This is a genomic window from Pseudomonas sp. LjRoot71 (genome assembly GCF_964253255.1).
Classification (GTDB): domain Bacteria; phylum Pseudomonadota; class Gammaproteobacteria; order Pseudomonadales; family Pseudomonadaceae; genus Aquipseudomonas.
This window is the reverse complement of the sequence record NZ_CAXURA020000001.1, coordinates 1,172,352-1,191,631: the sequence shown is the minus strand read 5'-3', so window position 1 is coordinate 1,191,631 and position 19,280 is coordinate 1,172,352. Positions and strand designations below refer to the sequence as shown.

Sequence of the window (19,280 nt, the reverse complement as noted above, 5' to 3'; positions counted from 1 at the left end):
GGCTCAAGGCCGAAGTGTAATGAATTTAGGGGCATTGTTCTATTTACAAACACTTGTGTATGTAACTAGCATTGCCGGTCTCACATGTTGCGCCTTGCGTGTTCTCGGAGACATTCATGCTTTTTGCCCGCCATCTGCCGGTCGCTGCCGGTTCCCTGTTGCTCGCTGTTTTGGCTTCCCCGCTGCATGCTGCCGATGCTCCGCCGGCCCCTGAGGTGGTGGTGGAAACCGTCAAGGCGGAGTCGCTACCGCTGGAACTGGAGTATTCCGCGCGTACGGCGGGCTTCCGTGAGGTGCAGGTGCGCGCTCAGGTCAGCGGCATCCTGCAGGAGCGCACCTACCTGGAAGGCAGCCAGGTCAAGAAGGGCCAGGTGATGTTCCGCATCGACTCGCGCACCTACCAGGCGGCGTTGAGCCGGGCCAAGGGCGCGCTGGCGCAGGAGCAGGCGCGCTACCGGCAGACCGAGCGCGATCTCAAGCGTATCCGTGAGCTGCAGAAGAAGGGCTTTGCCAGCGAGAGCGAGCTGGACAACGCCGTCTCCAACTTCGAGCAGAGCAAAGCGAATATCCAGGCGGCCGAGGCCGAGGTGCAGTCCAAGCAGATCGACCTCGACTACACCACGGTGAAGGCGCCGATCTCCGGAATCACCAGCAAGGAAACCGTGTCCGAAGGCAGCCTGGTGGTGGCTGGTGACCCCAATGCCAGTCTGCTGAGCAACATCACCCAGCTGGACCCGATCTACGTCAACTTTGCCGCCCCGGATTCCGATGTGGAAAGCGTGCGCAGTGGCCTGCAAAACGGCAGCCTGGTACTGCCGGAAGACGGCAAGATGAGCGTGCAGATCAAGCTCGGTGACGGCAGCGTCTACCCGCTGGAAGGCAAGGTCGATTTCACCGACAGCCTGGTCGACCGTGGCACCGGCACCGTGAGTGCCCGCGCCGTGGTGCCTAACCCGGATCAGAAGTTGCTGCCGGGCCAGTTTGTGCGTGTGCAGGTCAAGGGCCTGAGCATTCCCAACGCCATGACCCTGCCGGAGCGCGCAATTGCTCAGGGGCCGGGTGGTACCTTCGTCTACGTGGTGGATGAGGGCGGCGTGGCGCGCATGCGTCAGGTCACCACCGGGCACACTGCCAAGGGCCGCTGGGTGATTGTTTCCGGAATCAGTGCCGGTGATCGGGTGATCGTCGAGGGCCTGCCCAAAGTGCGCCCGGACACGCCGGTCAAAGTTGCCGCCCCAGCCGCCAGCCAATCCTAAGGAGCGCCTCAGGTGATCTCACGCTTCTTTATCGACCGCCCGGTCTTTGCCGCGGTCATCTCGATCATCATCGTGCTGGCGGGCCTGATGGCCATGCGCACGCTGCCGATCGCCCAGTACCCACAGATTCTGCCACCACAGGTGTCGGTCAGCGCCAGCTATGCCGGTGCCAGCGCCCAGGTGATTGCCGAAACCGTAGCCGCGCCGTTGGAGCAGTCGATCAACGGCGTGGAAGGGATGATCTACCAGCAGTCCAACTCCGGCGGCAACGTGATGAGCCTGTCGGTGTACTTCGAGGTGGGGCGTGACCCCGACCAGGCCACCATCGACGTCAATAACCGGGTGCAGGCTGCCCTGGCCAAACTGCCGGAAGAAGTGCGTCGGCAGGGCGTCAAGGTGCAGAAGAAGTCCTCGGACATTCTTCAGGTGGTCACCCTGTACTCGCCGGATGGCTCGCGTGACCCTGTGTACATCAGCAACTACGCGCTGATCAACGTGATCGACGAGCTCAAGCGCCTGCCAGGCGTGGGTGATGTCAGCCAGTTCGGTTCAAAAGACTATTCCATGCGCATCTGGCTGCGCCCGGACAAGCTGGCGCAGTACAACCTGACGCCCAGCGATGTGGTCAGCTCGATCCGTGAGCAGAACTCGCAGTTTGCCGCCGGCAGCTTTGGCCAGCAGCCGCTCAAGCAGGAGCAGGACTTCACCTACACGGTCACCACTCAGGGCCGTTTCACCGACCCGAAAGAGTTCGAAAACGTCATTCTGCGTACCGATGAAACCGGTGCCAGCCTGTTGCTCAAGGACGTCGCGCGAATCGAACTGGGGGCGCAGGACTACTCGCTGATGACCTCGCTCAACGGTCAGCAGAACGCGGCCTTCGGCGTGTATCTGCAGCCCGGCGCGAATGCTCTGGATACCGCAGCGGCCGTGAGCAAGACCCTGGAGCGGTTGTCGAAGAACTTCCCCAGCGGAATGACTTACAAGGTGCCGTATGACACCACCAAATTCGTCCAGGTATCGATCACCGAGGTGATCCACACCTTCTTCGAAGCCCTGGTGCTGGTGGTGCTGGTGGTGTTTATCTTCCTGCAGAACTGGCGCGCCACGCTGATTCCGGTGCTGGCCATTCCGGTTTCGCTGGTCGGCACCTTCGCCGGGATGTACATGCTCGGTTTTTCGATCAATCTGCTGACCCTGTTCGGCATGGTGCTGGCCATCGGCATCGTGGTGGACGATGCAATTGTGGTGATCGAGAACGTCGAGCGGGTCATGGCCACCGACAAGATCGGCCCGCGTGAGGCGACCATCAAGGCCATGGAAGAAGTCACCGGGCCGATCATCGCCATCGTCCTGGTGCTCTGCGCGGTGTTCGTGCCCGTGGGCTTCCTCGGCGGCCTGGCCGGGGAGATGTATAAACAGTTCGCCATCACCATTGCCGTGTCGGTGGTGATCTCCGGCATTGTCGCCCTGACCTTGAGCCCGGCGCTCTGCGCTTTGCTGCTCAAACCTGGGCACCACGAGCCGGCGGCGCCGTTCCGTGCCTTCAACCGGGTTTTCGATAAATTCACCAGCGGCTACACCGCCGGCGTGCGCTTCTTCCTCAAGCGTTCAGCGGTCGGTCTGCTGCTGTTCGGCGCGATGATTGCGGTGATGGTGCTGCTGTTCAACCGCGTGCCTAGCTCCCTGGTGCCCAGTGAAGACCAGGGCTATGTGATCAATGCCTACTTCCTGCCGCCTGCGGCCTCGCTGACTCGCACCGAGAAGCTGACCGGTGACGTGACCCAGCAACTGATGAAGCATCCGGCGGTGCAGGATGTGGTGACCTTTGCCGGTTTCGACGTGCTGACCTTCGGTACCCGCAGCAATGCCGGGGTGTCGTTCGTGCCGCTGAAAGACTGGAGCGAGCGCACCACCCCCGAGCTGGATGCGCGCAACCTCACTGGCCAGTTCATGGGCATGGGCGCTGCGCAGAAGGATGGCGTGGTACTCAGCTTCAACCCACCGCCGATCACTGGCATGAGCACCACGGGTGGTTTTGAGGGCTTTATTCAGGACCGCAGTGGCGGCACCACGGCGCAGTTGGCGAGCAAAGTTCAGGCCTTCCTCGCCGCCGCCGCGAAACGTCCGGAGCTGGCGGGGGTGCAGAGCACCTTCAGCGCCAACGTGCCGCAGTACTTTATCAACCTGGACCGCACCAAGGCGCGTGCCCTTGGCGTGCCGGTGAACGATGTGTTCACCGCCATGCAGGCCACCTTCGGCAGTTACTACGTCAACGATTTCAGCCTGTATGGCCGTACTTTCCAAGTCAGCCTGCAGGCCGAAGCGGAGTTCCGTAGCAAACCGGAGGATCTGTCTCAGGTTTATGTGCGTGCCGCCAGCGGTGAACTGGTGTCGCTGGCCAGCCTGGTCAAGGTCGAGCGCATCCTCGGGCCGGACACTTATGCCCGCTTCAACGTCTACCCGGCGGCGAAAATCCTCGGTGGCCCGGCGCCTGGCTACAGTTCGGGTCAGGCCCTGAGTGCGATTCAGGAAGTGGCAAACGAAGTGCTGGGCAGTGATTACAGCATCGGCTGGACCGGCTCAGCCTTCCAGGAAATTGCCACCCAGGGTTCGGGTAGCAGTGCCTTTATCTTCGGCCTGATCATGGTGTTCCTGATCCTGGCGGCGCAGTACGAGCGCTGGACCCTGCCGTTGGCGGTGGTCACCGCCGTGCCGTTTGCGGTGTTCGGGGCGATTCTCGCGGTGTGGCTGCGCGGCATCGAGAACGACCTGTACTTCCAGGTCGGTCTGGTTACCCTGATCGGTCTGGCGGCGAAGAACGCCATTCTGATCGTCGAGTTCGCCGTGCTCTGCCGTCAACAAGGCATGGGCATCTTCGAGTCGGCATTGGAGGCGGCGCGCCTGCGCTTCCGGCCGATCATCATGACCTCGCTGGCCTTTATCCTGGGGGTTGTGCCGTTGGCGATCAGCTCCGGTGCCGGTTCGGCCAGCCGTCACTCGATTGGTACTGGGGTGATCGGCGGCATGCTGGCGGCGACCTTCCTGGCGATCTTCATGATTCCGATGTTCTACCTGCTGGTGGAGTCGTTGGCGGCCAAGCTTGGCAAAGGCCGCAAGCAGGCCGACAGCGCGGTTTGACCTCTGCCCTTCGATGGGCGTGCAGCGCGAGCCCCGACCAGCTGTCGGGCTCGCGCGACCAGCTGTGAATCCCCGCGTGCATGCACGGGCACCTATGGCTCTGCTGTTCTGACTTATCTGGATACCCATGCCTTTACGAATTCTGTTGATCCTCGGCGCCCTGAGCGCCTTTGCGCCGTTGGCGATCGATTTCTACCTGCCGAGCTTTCCGACCCTGGCGCGGGTGTTTGCCACGGATGTCGAGCATGTGCAGCTGTCGCTGGCGGCCTACTTTGTCGGTCTAGCCATCGGCCAACTGGCGTACGGTCCGCTGGCTGATCGCTTTGGTCGGCGTAAACCGCTGCTGGTCGGGGTTTTGCTGTTCAGCCTGGCGTCCTTGGCCTGCGCCTTGGCACCAAGCCTGGAGTGGTTGATTGCAGCGCGCTTTGTCCAGGCGCTGGGTGGCTGTGCCGGGATGGTGATTTCGCGGGCCGTGGTACGTGATCTGTGTGACCCGATCCGCTCAGCCAAGGTGTTTTCCCAACTGATGCTGGTGATGGGCCTGGCGCCGATTCTTGCGCCGCTGGGTGGTGGGCTGCTGCTCAGTACGCTGGGCTGGCCGTCGATTTTTATCAGCCTGACGCTGTTCAGCTTTATCTGCCTGCTGGCGGTGGCCAAGTGGCTGCCGGAAACCCTGGCCAAGGATGCACCGCCCGCACCCTTGCGCGGCGCATTGGGCGAGTACAAACGGCTGCTCGCCGACCTGCCGTTTCTCGGTTACGCCCTGACAGGCGGCTGCGCGATTGCCGGTATGTTTGCCTACATCGCCGGCTCACCCTTTGTATTTATTGAGTTGTATGGCGTTCCCGCCGAGCACTATGGCTGGCTGTTCGGCAGCAATGCCCTGGGCTTTATTCTGGTGGCGCAACTCAATGCCTGGCTGGTAGCGCGGCACGGGCCGGCGTACTGGCTGGGCAAGACCGTGTGGTTCTACCTGGCCTGCGGCCTGGCTCTGCTGCTGGTGGCGTTGGCCAAGCCGCAGGCCTTGTGGCCGTTACTGATTCCGCTGTTTGGCTGCATTGCCTGCCTGGGGATTCTGCTGCCCAATGCATCGGCCTGCGCCATGGCCGGGCAGGGCAGCCATGCGGGCAGCGCTTCGGCGCTGCTGGGCAGCTTGCAGTTCGTCATCGCGGCCAGCGCTGCGGCCATGGTCGGTGTCCTGCATGACGGCACGGCCTGGCCGGTTGCGGTGGTGATTTTCAGCTGTGGCCTGCTGGTGGTGGGCTTCTCGCTGTTCACCCGTTGGGCCGAAGCCGCCACCCAGCGCTAGCCGGCTGCGCGCTGGCGTAGGGTGGGCAACACATGCGGAGCGTTGAGGCGTGCCTGCAAGGTGCTGACAAACTGGCGGGCCTCGCTTTCACTGCGGAAGGTGACGCTCTGCTTGCCCAGGCAGACCTGCCAGCCACTACCTGCGGCGGTTTTTACCGGTTTGATCATGACGTCCATAGCCAATCTCCTCTGCAAGAGAAGGCAGTCTAGTCGCTCACTATGAACTTTCATTGACCTGTAACAATTCAATGACGGCTGCCGCGCCGTTGGTCTGATCAGCTCACCGTGGTGGCGCTGAACTGCACGGCCAGGCCGGCCAGGCGGGTGAATTCTGTGACCAGGGCAATGTCGGCAGCGCTAGGGCGCGTCGGTTGCGGGTAGTAGATGCCAAAGGTGCCCAGCACCTGGCCGTTGTCATCCTTGAACGGTAGCGACCAGCAGGCCCGCAGCCCCGAAGCCAGGGCGTGAGCCCGGTAATCTTTCCAGTAGGGGTGTTGGCTGAGGTCTTCGGCAATCACCAACTCGCCACTGCTGGCAGCATGCCCGCAGGAGCCGACTTCCAGCTCTGCCGGGATGCCGTCGATGGCCTGGCTATAGGCTTCCGGCAGGCTCGGCGCGGCACCGATATGCAGGCGCTGATGCTCGTCGAGCAGCATGATGGAGACGCGCATCTGCGGTTGCAGGCTTTCCAGGCGGCGGGTGATGCCGGCCAGGATGCTGTGCAGCGGATGCAGCCCCAGCAGCTCATCGAGTACGGCGTTGCGCGCCTGTTGCAGTTGTTGCGCCTGGTGGCGTTCATGCACATCGCGCAGGCTGCCGTGCAGGCCCTGTTCCAGCGGGCTGAAGTTGAGCTGCAACTCGACCCGGCGCACCTGACCGCCACGCGTCAGCAGCTGACACTCCAGGCGCAGGTTGTCCAGCTCACCCTTGCGTAGCGCCTGTAACTGCTGGTTCAGCGGCACCTGACCCAGCTCTGGCATAAAGCGTTGCAGCGGGCTACCGAGGCTTTCATGCAGCGCATAGCCGCTGATCTGCTCCCAGGCCGGGTTGAGGAAACTCAGCTGGTCGGCGTTGTTGGTGATGAAAATCGCATCGCCCAGGTGCTCCACCAGGGAGCGGTAACGACTTTCGCTGACCTGCAATTCGCTGTCCGTCTTCTTCTGTTCGGTCAGGTCGATATCGACGCAGTAAAGCTCCAGCTGATCGAGACTGTTGCGCAGCATCAGGTGACTGGAATAGACCCAGACCAGGCTGCCGTCCTTGTGCTGTAGCTGGATTTCCGCCGCCGCAATGGGCGGCCCGCCGAGTTGCCACAGGGTGATGTTGCTGACGACCTTGCTGCGCGACTGGGGCGGCACAATCAACTCTTCCAGGCGGCGCCCCATGACCTCGTGCACGGCATAGCCATAGAGCTGGGTGCTGGCCTGGTTCCAGTAAATCACCCGGCGTTCGCGGTCGTAGCCCTGCACGGCAATACGCGGGGTCTGTTCGAACAGTTGGCGAAAGCGCTGTTCACTCTCACGCAGGGCGCTTTCATCGCGTTTTTGCGTGCTGATGTTCTGCAGGGTGCCGAGGATCTTGCCGCTGCTGTCGAACTCACCGCGCAGCATCAGCCAGGTGCTCTGTGGCTGATTGGGCTGCAATAGGCGGGCGCTGACACTCAGGCTGATTTGCTCTTGTAACAGGGCCTGCATGGCACGCTGGGCAGCGGCACGGTCGGCTGGATGCAGCCAGCTCAGCAGTTGCTCCAGGCTGCCCTGCGCATCATCTGCGCTGCGCCCGAGCAGGCTCAGGGCCTCCGGGCTCCAGTGAAAGCCGTCGCGGTATTCCCAGCTGCCGAGCGCGGCATTGCGCTGGGCCTGCTTGAGTAACTGGCTGCTGTGTGTGAGTTCGGCCAGCAACTGGCTCTGCGCCTGGCGGTCACGGTAGCTGACGAAAAAAATCAGCCCGGTACTGAGCAGCACAAACACAAGACCTTTGACGGTTTGTAGTTCAGTCAGCAACGTTTCGTTTCTGATCAGCGCATACAGCAGGTAATCGCTGCCGAAGATCCACAGCGAACTGAACAGGGTATATACGCCGGCCAGGCGCAGTGAGCCTTGAAGATCGGGTCGCATCCCTTACCGCCAATGGCTAAATAGATCGAGGAGAATGGGGCCAGCACACTGCAGCAGGCGCTGCTGTGAGTCTAGCTGGCCCTTGGTCTAATGCAGGTCGGGCTGTGAAAAAGCAGCCTGCTGAACCGCCGTCATTACGGCGAGGCTAGAACCCCTCGAGAACGATCTTGCCCTTGGCTGTACCGCTCTCCAACAGGGCATGGGCGCGGCGCAGGTTGGCGGCATTGATGCTGCCGAAATGCTCACCCAGGGTCGTGCGCAGGGTGCCGGCATCCACCAGTTCGGCCACCCGATTGAGCAGGTGATGCTGCTCGATCATGTCGGCGGTCTCGAACAGCGAGCGGGTAAACATCAGCTCCCAGTGCAGCGACAGGCTTTTGCGCTTGAGCTGCATGATGTCCAGTGGCTGCTCCGGGTCATCGATCAATGCCAGACGGCCTTGCGGTGCCAGGGCTTCAACCAGTTGAGCGAAGTGCTGATCGGTCTGGGTCAGGCTGGCGACGTGAGTCACCTGATTGATACCGATGCGTTTCAGCTCTTCACTCAGTGGCTGACGATGGTCGATCACATGGTGCGCGCCCAGTTCGCGAACCCAGGCTTGGGTTTCCGGACGGGAGGCGGTGCCGATCACGGTCAGACCGGTCAGTTGACGGGCCAGCTGCACCAGCACCGAACCGACGCCACCGGCAGCGCCGACGATCAGCAGGCTCTGGCCCTGATCGGCGTTGCCCTGGGTGATCTGCAGGCGCTCGAAGAGCAGTTCCCAGGCGGTGATCGCGGTCAGCGGCAGGGCGGCGGCTTCGGCAAATGGCAGGCTGTTGGGCATATGCCCGACGATGCGCTCATCCACCACGTGCAGTTCGCTGTTGGCCCCGGCACGGTTGATCGCCCCGGCGTAATACACCCGGTCGCCCGGCTGGAACAGGCTGACTTCGCTGCCCACCGCTTTGACGATACCGCTGGCATCCCAGCCCAGCACCTTGGCGTCGCCGTCGGTTGGGGCGACGTTACGGCGGATTTTGGTATCCACCGGGTTGACTGAAATGGCCTTGACCTCGACCAGCAGATCGCGCGGACCGGGGGTTGGAGTCGGCAGGTCAACATCCTGCAGGGCGTCGGCGTGGTCGGCGGGCAGGGAGTGGTAATAGGCGACAGCTTTCATGAAGTGCTCCTTAGACAATGCGTTGCATCAGTTGATGATCGACCTGTTCCAGCAAGTTGCCGCAGGTTTCGCCGAAGTGCAGAAAGTGGGCGGTCTGCTGGTGTGCGCTGAGAGCGGCGGCGTCCTGCCATTGCTCAACCATGATGAATCGGTTGGGGTGCTCCTGATGGCGATGCAGGTTGTATTGCAGGCAACCGGCTTCGGCCTGGCTGGGCGGCACCAGCTGGCGCAGACCGACTTCAACCGCCTCGGCATGGCCGGGGCGCGCGGTGAGGGTGGCAATCAAGGTCAATGGCGTGGTCATGGTGGACTCCGGTTCAAGTGCTGCACATGCTCGGTTATTTGATTGACGAGAAAAACCGGCGGCTACTAGAGTCTCTTTCAATACTTTTTTGAAAATGAGTCGCCATGCTGCGTTTTGATGACCTGCAGTTGTTTGTCACCACCGCTGACCTGGGCAATCTGTCGGCGGCCGCGCGGCGTCTGGATATTTCCCCGGCGGTGGCCAGCGCCGCGCTCAAACGCCTGGAGCAGCAACTGGAAGCACGGCTGTTCAGCCGCTCCACCCGCAGCCTGCGCCTGACACCCGAGGGCGAGCTGTTTCTCGGCCATGCGCGCCTGGCCTTGCAGAGTCTGGATGATGGCCGGCAGCAACTGGCCGGCAGCAAAGTCGGTATCAGCGGGCCGTTGCAGCTGTCTGCCCCTTCGGATTTCGGCCGCAATACCTTGCTGCCCTGGCTGGATGAATTTCAGCAGGCGCATCCGCACGTGCAGCTGCGTCTGCTGCTGGGCGATCGCGTGGCCGATCTGTTTCGCGAGCCAGTGGATATTGCCCTGCGCTACGGCGCACCAGAGGACTCCAGCCTGGTCGCCTTGCCAGTGGCCGCGTCCAACCGCCGCGTGCTGTGCGCCGCACCGCACTACCTGCATAAGCACGGAACGCCGCAAACGGTCGATGAACTGATCGAGCACAACTGCCTGCTCTATATGCTCGGCGGGCGGCTGCATGACCGCTGGCGCTTCAGCGATGGCAAGCGCGAGCAGGGCATCAGCGTCAAGGGCGACCGGGTCAGTGACGATGCCGACGTGGTGCGGCGCTGGGCGGTCAGCGGTGCCGGGCTGGTCTACAAATCCTGGCTGGATGTGGCCGGTGATGTAGGTGCCGGACGGCTCCAGGTGCTGCTACCTGAGCTGCGCGGTGAGCCGACACCGCTCAACCTGATCTGCGCGCATCGCGCACAACTGAGCAAACCGGTGCTCTTGCTGCGTGAGTTCGTACAAGCACGCTGCGCGGAGTTGTTGGCGCAAGCACCCTGGCCGAACTAGCAGACCGTTGGAAAACTACCTACGTCGCCGATACTGCGTTAAAAACAGACTCGGAATGCTCAGGTACAGCTCGTACATTCCGCTTCCTCGCTTGTTTTTGCCTTGTCTCGGCGTCCTCGCCAACATTTTCCAACGGTCTGCTAAGATTGCCGCCAGCGCGCTGCGGCAATCCATCGCAGTGCCGCTTTGTTATATGCGCCCCGGAGCAATGCTAGAGTCGCGCCCCATGAAAATGACCCGTACTGACCGTCGCCTGCTGGCCTGGATGCTGTATTTCAGCGTTCTGTTCAGTGCGTTCGCCTGCAGTATCGGTCACGGGCAGATGGCCGGCCTGCAGCTCAGCGGCTTGAGCAGCCAGTACTGCTCCTTTGAGGGCAACTTCGGTGCCGGCGCGGATCTGGAAGGCTCCGGTGTGGTGGCACCCAATCCTGCCACCGGTTCCGGCTGTTCCCTGAGTTCCACCTTCAGCGCGATTATCCTGGCGGCGTTCTTCGGCCTGCTGGGCCTGTTGGCCCCCAGTCGCGCGCCCCTGCTGACGTTCTTCTTCACCCCGCGACCTGTTCGCTACCTCTGGCCCTCGGCCAATCCCCGCGCATCCCCTGCTCTGGTTTGAGTTGTTCTCGTGGCCACGTCATGGCCAGCGTGCATTACCTGAACGCAGATAAAAATTGCGCTTATCGGTGCCTGAGGCCTTGTCCAGGTGGCACCCGATAAACCGAAATTGGGGAAGTCCATGGGTTATACATCTGTCCGTGCAGGCGTTTTTCGCCGTGCGCAACAATGCCTGCAAACACCGCTGAACAGCGGCCGGCGCACCTCGTTGATGAGCCTGCGAGGAGCTGGGGATGAATAAAGTCTCGTTCTACAACCTGGCCTGGCGCTGGCATTTCTATGCCGGGCTGTTTGTGATTCCGTTTCTGATCCTGCTCTCGGTCACCGGCATCATCTACCTGTTCAAGCCACAACTTGACCAGCTGATGTATGCCGAGCTGCTGCAGGTCACGCCTGCCGAGCAGGCGATCTCGGCGGATCAGCAGTTGGCGTTGGTGCGCCAGGCGTATCCGCAGGCGAGCATCAGCCAGTACCTGCCGCCGCTGAACGCCGAGCGCAGTGCGCAGTTTGTGCTGGAGGCTGAGGGCCAGAGCCTTAATGTGTTTGTTGACCCCTACAGCGCCAGGATTCTCGGCAGCCAGGATGCGCAGCTCAATCTGCAGGCCATCGCCCGTCAGCTGCATGGTGATCTGATGGTCGGCACCTTGGGCGATCGGTTGATCGAACTGGCCGCCGGCTGGGGCATCGTGCTGGTGGTCTCCGGCCTGTACCTGTGGTGGCCGCGCGGGCGTTCCGGTGCGGGCGTGCTGTGGCCAAGGCTGAGTGCCCGTGGGCGTTTGCTGTGGCGTGACTTGCATGCGGTCACCGGGTTCTGGGGCTCGCTGCTGTTGCTGTTTATGCTGCTCACTGGCATGACCTGGACCGGCTTCTGGGGGGCACAGTTTGCCGGCGCCTGGAACCACTTCCCGGCCGCGATGTGGGACGACGTGCCGCAGTCCGGCAAGCTCACCGGCAGCCTCAACACCAGCAGCCAGCAGACCGTGGCCTGGGCCGTGGAAACCACGCCGCTGCCGGCCTCCGATCCACATGCCGCGCATAACGGCCATGCCACTGCCGAGACGCCTGCCGCCCCGGCCAACCTGCTGCAGTACGTGGTCGACACCGCGGCCGAGCGTGGCGTACAGCCGGGTTACAGCATCACCCTGCCGAAAGGTGAAACCGGGGTCTACAGCATCGCCCTGTTCGCCGCCGACCCCCGTAACGACGCCACCCTGCATATTGATCAGTACAGCGGTGCAGTGCTCGCCGACGTGCGCTGGAAGGATTACGGCGTGGTGGCGAAAACCGTGGAAACCGGGGTCATGCTGCATGAGGGCAAGCTGTTCGGCCTGGTAAACCAGTTGCTGATGTTCGCGGTCTGCCTGCTGGTGCTGCTGAGCGCGATCAGCGGCCTGATCATGTGGTGGCAACGCCGGCCGAGCGGCAAGCTCGGCGTGCCGCCGCTACGCCACGACCTGCCACGTTGGAAAACCGCAATTGTGATCATGGGCCTGCTCGGCGCGGCCTTCCCGCTGGTGGGCGCGTCCCTGCTGCTGATCTGGGCGTTGGATTGGCTGCTGCTCTCGCGCCTGCCTAAGCAGCGCCTGGTCAACGGCTGAATGGAATAACCGGCGCGGGCTTGGTCCGCGCCAAGGCTTCGCGTTACAACATTTGTTATGGACAGCCAGTCCACCTTTGGAGGAATACCATGCTGCTGAAAAAGACCCTGCTGATCGCCGTGCTGCTGAGCCCGAGCCTGTTCGCCAGTGCCCACGAATACACCGCTGGTGAATTGCACATCGCCCACCCTTGGTCGCGGGAAATGCCGGCCGTAGCACCCACCGCTGCGGCCTATTTCGTGGTGCACAACAAGGGCGCCGAAGCCGACCGCCTGCTCAGCGTCAGCACCCCAGTGGCAGGCAAGGCCGAGCTGCACGAGCATATTCACGCCGATGGCCTGATGAAGATGCAGCAGGTACAGAGCGTGGCCATTCCTGCCGGTGGCGAGGTGAAGTTCGAACCGATGGGCTACCACGTCATGCTGTTCAACCTGAAACAGCAGGCCAAGGACGGCGAGCGCTTCCCGCTGACCCTTACCTTCGAGAAGGCCGGCAAGGTCGATGTGGACATTGCCGTGCACAAGGATGCGCCTGAAGCTGAAAAGGCCCACGGTGAAGGCCACGCGCACTGAGTCGAGCAGCGTCCTGCGGCGATGCCGCAGGGCGGTTGCACGTTACGCAGATTGATCTGCATCAGCCGTTCTGCGCCGGCCATTACCCATACTCGGCGCGCAATTATTGAGTTGTCGTGATGCCCCCTGAACGCTCCTTCACCGCCCATTACCGCGCAAGCTGGCTGGCCCTGTTGGCCATGCTGTTGCTCAGTCTCGGGCCGTTGGGGTCGCAGCTCAGTCAGCCTGCCGAACCGGCCTGGCTGACGGAACTGGCTTGTGGGGAGCATGCCGGTAGCCATGACAGCCCACTGGATCACGACGCGCTGTGGGCCAAGTGCGGTTATTGCACTCTGTTGCTCAACAGCCCGGCCACCGGCTGTGCCAGCCCGACGTTAGGCCTGACAGCCGTTGCGACTGCGGATCGGCATATCGCGCCGGTGCGCAGCGGGGTTGCCCGCTCGGCCATTTTCCCCGGTTCGCGCAGCCGCGCACCGCCTGCCTATTCCTGATCGCCATTGCCCTGTTGCCTGTGCTGGTGCCGTTGAGCGGCATCGGCCATTTCCTGGTTTTGTCTCGATTCTGGAATACCTATGTCTACTCGTTCGCTTTTGATCAGCGCTGCACCTTTTCGTCTCGCGCCGCTGTGCGTCGGCTTGCTGTTGGCCGCTCAGGCGCATGCCGCGCAACCCACTGAACACGACCCGGAGCAGCCAGCGCTGCAATTGCCGCCCTCGGTGGTCACCGCTGTGCAGCAAAGCTCGCCACTGACTGTGGTGGCCGACCCCAAGGACCCGCGCCAGCCGGTGCCGGCCAGTGACGCCGCCGATTACCTAAAGACCATCCCCGGTTTTTCCGCGATTCGCAGCGGCGGCAGCAACAGTGATCCGGTGCTGCGCGGCATGTTCGGCTCGCGCTTGCTGCTGCTTACCGACGGCGGGCAGATGCTCGGAGCCTGCCCGGGCCGGATGGATGCGCCCAGCTCGTATATCTCGCCGGAAACCTTTGACCGGCTGACCGTGAGCAAAGGCCCGCAAACGGTGATCTGGGGCCCAGGTGCCTCGGCCGGTGTGGTGCGCTTTGAGCGTGAGCCGGAGCGTTTCGGCGAACTGGGCGCGCGTCTGCATGCCAGCGTGCTGGCGGGCTCCAACGGCCGTTTCGACCAGACTCTGGATGGTGCTGTGGGCGGCGAGCAGGGTTACCTGCGGGTGACCGGTAACCGCTCGCACTCGGACGATTACGACAACGGTAACGGCGACACCATCCCCTCGCGTTGGGACAAATGGAACGGCGACGTGGCCCTGGGTTGGACGCCCGATGCCGATACGCTGATTGAACTCACAGCCGGTCGTGGCGATGGCGAGGCGCGCTATGGTGGCCGTGGCATGGACGGTACCCAGTTCCAGCGTGAAAGCCTGGGCCTGCGCATGGAGCGCAGCAACCTCGGCGGTGTGCTGGATAAGGTCGAGGCCAAGGTCTACTACAACTACGCCGACCACATCATGGACAACTTCCGCCTGCGCATGCCCGATCCAAACAGCATGATGCCTGGTCCGATGGCCGCCCAGGTGGATCGCCGCACCCTGGGCGCGCGTCTGGCCGCCACCTGGCAGTGGCAGGAGGTCGAGCTGATCACCGGCGTCGATGCGCAGCGCAGCGAACACCGCCAGCGCAGTTCCGGCGGCGGCATGATGGGCATGCCCTATGTCGATGCTGATCGCTTCCCCTGGGACAAGGACGCACTGATGCACAACTACGGCATGTTCGCCGAAGCCACCTGGCGTCTGGCCGAGCGTGACCGGCTGATCTCCGGCGCACGCCTGGATCGCGCCTCGGCCAAGGATTACCGGCCAAACTTCAGCAACATGATGGGCATGACCACACCCAACCCGACGGCGGGCGAGACTCGCGCCGATACCCTACCGAGCGGCTTTGTGCGCTACGAGCATGACCTGTCCGGCTCGCCGACCACCGTCTATGCCGGCATCGGCCATGTGCAGCGCTTCCCCGATTACTGGGAGTTGTTCTCCGCCGGGCTCAATGGGCCGGCTGGCGCAGACAATGCCTTCGACGGCATCCAGCCGGAGAAGACCACCCAGCTGGATGTCGGTATCCAGTACAATGGTGACGCCCTGCAGGCCTGGGCCTCGGCTTATGTCGGCCAGGTGCGTGACTACATCCTGTTTGACTACCGCGGCATGAGCACCCAGGCCGACAACGTCGATGCGCGAATCATGGGCGGCGAGTTGGGGGTGGCGTATGACCTGACGAGCAACTGGAAAACCGATGCCACCCTGGCCTATGCCTGGGGCAAGAACAGCAGTGACGGCGAAGCGCTGCCGCAGATGCCGCCGCTGGAAGCACGCCTGGGCCTGACCTATCAGCGTGATGACTGGAGCGTCGGCGCGCTGTGGCGAGTGGTCGATGGCCAGGGCCGCATCGCAGATGGACGCGGCAATGTGGTGGGGCAGGACTTTGGCGACAGCGCCGGTTTCGGCGTGCTCTCGCTCAATGGCGCCTACCGCGTCAGCGAGCAGGTCAAGCTCAGCGCCGGGGTGGATAACCTGCTCGACAAGCAATACGCCGAGCACCTCAACCTGGGCGGTGATGCCGGTTTCGGCTTCCCGGCCGAAAGCCGTATCGACGAGCCAGGCCGCACCCTCTGGGCCAAGGTCGATTTCGACTTCTGATGTGTCCAGTTGTGGGAAGGGCTTTAGCCGCGAGCTTTTTGAGTCGCGCTAAAGCCCCTCCCACATCCGCGCGATGAATTTGTGCGGGCTAATACAGCCTTAAGGTTCAAGCGCGAAAGTAGTCCTCGCAGACACACAACTTCCCCTGCATTACGAGGACTTCATCATGCGCAAACTGCTTCTGTTGTCTCTGGTTCTGGCCAGCCCGCTGACCTTCGCCGCCACCCAATGCACCACCGCCGACAAGGCGCAGTGGCAGGATCAGGACAAATTCCAGGCTGACCTAAAAGCCCAGGGCTACGAGATCAAGAAGTTCAAAGTGACCGGCGGCAACTGCTACGAAATCTACGGCTTCAACAAAGAAGGCAAGAAGGTCGAAATCTACTTCGATCCGGTCACTGGCAAGGCCATCAAAGGCGGTGTTGAAGGCTGATGAACACTGCCACCACACGCCTGTGGGACCCGCTGGTCAGGCTGTTCCACTGGTCTCTGGCGAGCGCTTTCCTGGCCAATTACTTCTTCACCGAAGAGGGCGAGAACTGGCACCGCTGGTTCGGTTACTACGCCGTGGCCTGGTTGGCGATTCGCCTGGTGTGGGGTTTTATCGGTACACCGGCAGCGCGCTGGGCGGACTTCTGGCCGACCCGGGCGCGCCTGGCCGAACACCTACGGGCATTATTCAGCGGGCGTGATTACCACCGCATGGGGCATTCCCCGCTGGGCGGCCTGGTGATGATCGGCATGATGCTGCTGATGCTCGGCCTGGGCGTGACCGGCTTTCTGATGGAGGAGGTCGATTACTTCTGGGGCGCTGATCTGCCGTTGCAGATCCATGAATTCTGCGCCGATGGGCTGATGGCCCTGGTGGGCCTGCACATCGCAGCGGCGCTGTTTGAAAGCTACCGCCTGAAAGAAAACCTGCCGCTGTCGATGGTCACCGGCAAGCGGCGCAAGCTGGATCACTAAGGTTTATATCTGTCGCGGCTAAAGCCCCTCCCACAGAGTGTATGCGCTGTGGGAGGCGCTTTAGCGGCGACTTTCAGCCTCAGACCAATCGTGCATCCAGGCTGTTCTGCGCCAGGCGCTTGGCCTGTTCCTGGGTCATGTTCAGGCTGTCATACAGAGCCGCGAAGTTCTCAGTGACGTAGCCGCCAAAGTAGGCCGGGTCGTCCGAGTTCACCGTCACCTTCACCCCGCGTTCGAGCATCTGCAGGATGTTGTGCTGGCGCATGTCGTCGAACACGCAGAGCTTGGTGTTGGACAGCGGGCAGACGGTCAGCGGGATCTGCTCATCGATGATGCGCTGCATCAGGCGCTCGTCTTCGATGGCGCGCACGCCGTGGTCGATGCGCTCGATCTTCAACAGGTCCAGGGCTTCCCAGATGTATTCGGGCGGGCCTTCCTCGCCCGCGTGAGCGACAGTCAGGTAACCCTCGCTGCGTGCCTTGTCGAACACGCGCTGGAACTTGCGCGGCGGGTGGCCCATCTCCGAGCTGTCCAGGCCGACGGCGATAAACGCATCGCGAAACGGCCTGGCCTGCTCCAGGGTCTTGAAGGCTTCTTCCTCGGACAGATGGCGCAGAAAGCTCAGGATCAAACCGTGGCTGATGCCCAGTTGTTTCTCGCCATTGACCAGCGCCTGCTTGATCCCGCGCAGCACCACCTCGAAGGGAATGCCACGGTCGGTGTGGGTCTGCGGGTCGAAGAACGGCTCGGTGTGGATGACGTTCTGCGCCTTGCACTTTTGCAGGTAGGCCCAGGTCAGGTCGTAAAAGTCCTGCTCGGTGCGCAGTACATCGGCACCGGCGTAATACAGGTCGAGAAATTCCTGCAGGTTGTTGAAGGCATAAGCGCTGCGCAGCGCTTCAACGTCATTCCAGGGCAGTTTGATCTTGTTGCGCTCGGCCAGGGCAAACAGCAACTCGGGCTCCAGCGAGCCCTCAATGTGCAGGTGCAGTTCGGCCTTGGGCAGGGCATTGAGCCAGTCGTACATGGTCAGATCTCGTTATCAGGCGGGGTCGCGACAAAGTTTAACCGCTAGGACAGGATTTCGCCGAATCGGTAGGGCGATGCGCTACTTGTGGGAGGGGCTTTAGCCGCGACTGGCTCTACAGCGGCTGCAACGCAATGCGTCCACGGCTGATATCCGCCAGCAGCCGTTGCAGTTCGGCCGCGCGGGACGCGGGGAGGGCCAGGTGCAATTCGGCTCCGGTGGCGTCGTAGCTTTCGTTCTCCAGCAGGCAGTCGAGTTCTGCCAAGCGCGCCTTGAGCAGTGGCAGTTCGGCAAACAGGCAATGGCAGTGATAAGACTCGCGGGCGATCAGCTCGCGGCGCGGGGCACTTTGCAGACACTTATTGGCGCTGCCGCCATAGGCGCGTGCCAGGCCACCGGTGCCTAACTGGATGCCGCCGTAAAAGCGGACTACCAGCACCGCCACCTGGTCCATCTCCTGGGCTTCGATGGCAGCGAGGATTGGCCGGCCTGCGGTGCCGCCGGGTTCGCCGTCGTCACTGAAACGGTATTGCGCCCCTACCTTCCAGGCCCAGCAGTTATGGCTGGCGCTGGCATCGCTGTGCGCGGTGATAAACGCCAGCGCCTCGGCCGCGCTGGCAACCGGCGCGGCGAGGGTGATAAAGCGGCTTTTGCGAATCTCCTCGCGGTACTCGCAAGGGCCGAGCAGGGTGAAGGGCATCAGACGTCTTTGGCAGGCGGAGTCAGGCCGCAGCCTTTGAGGATGATGGCGATCAGTTGTTCGGCGGCTTCTTCGTAATCGGCTTTTACCAGGCGCGAGCGGCCGGTGACGCGGCAGATCTGCGAAGCAAAGTCGGCGTAATGCTGGGTGCTGCTCCACAGCAGGAAGATCAGGTGCACCGGGTCCACAGGGTCCATCTTGCCGGCCGCGCTCCAGGCGGCGAACACCGCAGCGCGGCCACGGAACCAGGCTTGGTAATCCTGATTGAGCATCTGTGAAAGGTGCTCGCCACCGCTGATCACTTCCATGGCATAGATGCGCGAAGCTTTCGGGTGACGGCGGGAGAATTCCATCTTGGCGCGGATATACGCAGCCAGCGCCTCGGCTGGGTCGTCGTCCACGGTCAGGTTGTTGAAGGTGTTGTCCCACAGCTCAAGGATGTTCACCAGCACCGCCTGATACAGCCCCAGCTTGTTGCTGAAGTAGTAGTGCAGGTTGGCCTTGGGCAGGCCAACGTTCTGCGCGATGGTGTTCATGCTGGTGCCTTTGAAGCCGTGGCGGGCGAACTCTTCCTCGGCGGCCTTGATGATCGCCTCTTCGTTTTTCTGCCGAATCCGGCCGGCAGGTTTGTTGTTCGGATCGGCTCGGTGCGCAAGTACTTCAACAGTCATGGGCGGTTCCGCAGGGGTCAGGTTTTCGGACGCCTGCACTGATACCCCAGCGCCGCCGAGGTGACAAGCGTAAGGGGCGGAAAAAGCGTTACAAGCGCCATTTTACGGGCGTAATGCACTGTCTTTGTGCGAAAAACGGCGCGTGATAACCCGCA

Annotated in this window: 18 protein-coding genes; 11 read left to right on the top strand and 7 right to left on the bottom strand. The window is 62.4% G+C overall.

Annotation, left to right across the window (positions count from 1 at the left end; all coding sequences use genetic code 11):
* Positions 1–116: 116 nt before the first annotated feature.
* The 3 genes from ACSQ17_RS05615 to ACSQ17_RS05605 all read left to right on the top strand — a co-directional run bounded on the left by ACSQ17_RS05615 (position 117) and on the right by ACSQ17_RS05605 (position 5,706).
* On the top strand, positions 117–1,256 hold the full coding sequence (locus ACSQ17_RS05615; protein ID WP_257777669.1) for an efflux RND transporter periplasmic adaptor subunit: 1,140 nt from the start codon (positions 117–119) through the stop codon (positions 1,254–1,256).
* Between the two features lie 12 nt (positions 1,257–1,268).
* Complete coding sequence (locus tag ACSQ17_RS05610; protein ID WP_436067927.1) at positions 1,269–4,397, top strand: efflux RND transporter permease subunit; 3,129 nt, start codon at positions 1,269–1,271, stop codon at positions 4,395–4,397.
* A 127-nt stretch (positions 4,398–4,524) separates the two neighbouring features.
* Positions 4,525–5,706, top strand: a complete 1,182-nt coding sequence (locus tag ACSQ17_RS05605; protein WP_436067926.1) for a multidrug effflux MFS transporter — start codon at positions 4,525–4,527, stop codon at positions 5,704–5,706.
* Here the strand turns inward: ACSQ17_RS05605 and ACSQ17_RS05600 are convergent.
* From ACSQ17_RS05600 to ACSQ17_RS05585, 4 genes are all read right to left on the bottom strand, one after another.
* Positions 5,703–5,882 (bottom strand): hypothetical protein, encoded by a 180-nt coding sequence (locus ACSQ17_RS05600; protein WP_436067925.1) that lies wholly within the window; start codon positions 5,880–5,882, stop codon positions 5,703–5,705. The genes ACSQ17_RS05605 and ACSQ17_RS05600 overlap by 4 nt on opposite strands.
* A gap of 98 nt (positions 5,883–5,980) precedes the next feature.
* On the bottom strand, positions 5,981–7,822 hold the full coding sequence (locus tag ACSQ17_RS05595; protein ID WP_436067924.1) for a PAS domain S-box protein: 1,842 nt from the start codon (positions 7,820–7,822) through the stop codon (positions 5,981–5,983).
* A 145-nt stretch (positions 7,823–7,967) separates the two neighbouring features.
* Positions 7,968–8,984, bottom strand: coding sequence for a zinc-binding alcohol dehydrogenase family protein (locus tag ACSQ17_RS05590; protein WP_436067923.1), 1,017 nt, complete (start codon positions 8,982–8,984; stop codon positions 7,968–7,970).
* 10 nt (positions 8,985–8,994) lie between these two features.
* Positions 8,995–9,288, bottom strand: coding sequence for a putative quinol monooxygenase (locus tag ACSQ17_RS05585; RefSeq protein WP_436067922.1), 294 nt, complete (start codon positions 9,286–9,288; stop codon positions 8,995–8,997).
* A 104-nt stretch (positions 9,289–9,392) separates the two neighbouring features.
* Here ACSQ17_RS05585 and ACSQ17_RS05580 point away from each other — a divergent pair, with 104 nt between their 5' ends.
* The 8 genes from ACSQ17_RS05580 (at position 9,393) to ACSQ17_RS05545 (ending at position 16,727) form a co-directional block, all read left to right on the top strand.
* Positions 9,393–10,310, top strand: coding sequence for a LysR family transcriptional regulator (locus ACSQ17_RS05580; protein WP_436067921.1), 918 nt, complete (start codon positions 9,393–9,395; stop codon positions 10,308–10,310).
* A gap of 226 nt (positions 10,311–10,536) precedes the next feature.
* Positions 10,537–10,923, top strand: a complete 387-nt coding sequence (locus ACSQ17_RS05575) for a DUF2946 domain-containing protein (protein WP_436067920.1) — start codon at positions 10,537–10,539, stop codon at positions 10,921–10,923.
* A gap of 232 nt (positions 10,924–11,155) precedes the next feature.
* Complete coding sequence (locus ACSQ17_RS05570) at positions 11,156–12,520, top strand: PepSY-associated TM helix domain-containing protein (RefSeq protein ID WP_436067919.1); 1,365 nt, start codon at positions 11,156–11,158, stop codon at positions 12,518–12,520.
* Positions 12,521–12,609: 89 nt separating this feature from the next.
* Positions 12,610–13,092 (top strand): copper chaperone PCu(A)C, encoded by a 483-nt coding sequence (locus tag ACSQ17_RS05565; RefSeq protein ID WP_436067918.1) that lies wholly within the window; start codon positions 12,610–12,612, stop codon positions 13,090–13,092.
* 119 nt (positions 13,093–13,211) lie between these two features.
* Positions 13,212–13,583 carry a DUF2946 domain-containing protein gene (locus ACSQ17_RS05560; protein WP_436067917.1) on the top strand — a complete coding sequence of 124 codons (372 nt, stop codon included), beginning with the start codon at positions 13,212–13,214 and terminating at the stop codon, positions 13,581–13,583.
* Positions 13,584–13,664: 81 nt separating this feature from the next.
* Positions 13,665–15,761 carry a TonB-dependent copper receptor gene (locus ACSQ17_RS05555; protein ID WP_436067916.1) on the top strand — a complete coding sequence of 699 codons (2,097 nt, stop codon included), beginning with the start codon at positions 13,665–13,667 and terminating at the stop codon, positions 15,759–15,761.
* Between the two features lie 166 nt (positions 15,762–15,927).
* Entirely contained in the window at positions 15,928–16,194 is a 267-nt protein-coding gene (locus ACSQ17_RS05550; RefSeq protein WP_233685834.1) for a PepSY domain-containing protein, read from the top strand.
* Positions 16,194–16,727, top strand: coding sequence for a cytochrome b/b6 domain-containing protein (locus tag ACSQ17_RS05545; protein WP_233685833.1), 534 nt, complete (start codon positions 16,194–16,196; stop codon positions 16,725–16,727). Before ACSQ17_RS05550 ends, ACSQ17_RS05545 begins: the two co-directional genes overlap by 1 nt.
* A gap of 79 nt (positions 16,728–16,806) precedes the next feature.
* On the opposite strand, the gene ACSQ17_RS05540 is transcribed toward ACSQ17_RS05545, so the two are convergent.
* From ACSQ17_RS05540 to ACSQ17_RS05530, 3 genes are all read right to left on the bottom strand, one after another.
* Positions 16,807–17,754 (bottom strand): adenosine deaminase, encoded by a 948-nt coding sequence (locus ACSQ17_RS05540; protein ID WP_436067915.1) that lies wholly within the window; start codon positions 17,752–17,754, stop codon positions 16,807–16,809.
* Positions 17,755–17,869: 115 nt separating this feature from the next.
* Positions 17,870–18,454, bottom strand: a complete 585-nt coding sequence (locus tag ACSQ17_RS05535) for an IMPACT family protein (RefSeq protein WP_436067914.1) — start codon at positions 18,452–18,454, stop codon at positions 17,870–17,872.
* A complete protein-coding gene (locus tag ACSQ17_RS05530) occupies positions 18,454–19,125 on the bottom strand; it encodes a TetR/AcrR family transcriptional regulator (RefSeq protein WP_436067913.1) in 672 nt (223 codons plus the stop codon). The genes ACSQ17_RS05535 and ACSQ17_RS05530 overlap by 1 nt, the downstream gene beginning before the upstream one ends.
* Positions 19,126–19,280: the final 155 nt, after the last annotated feature.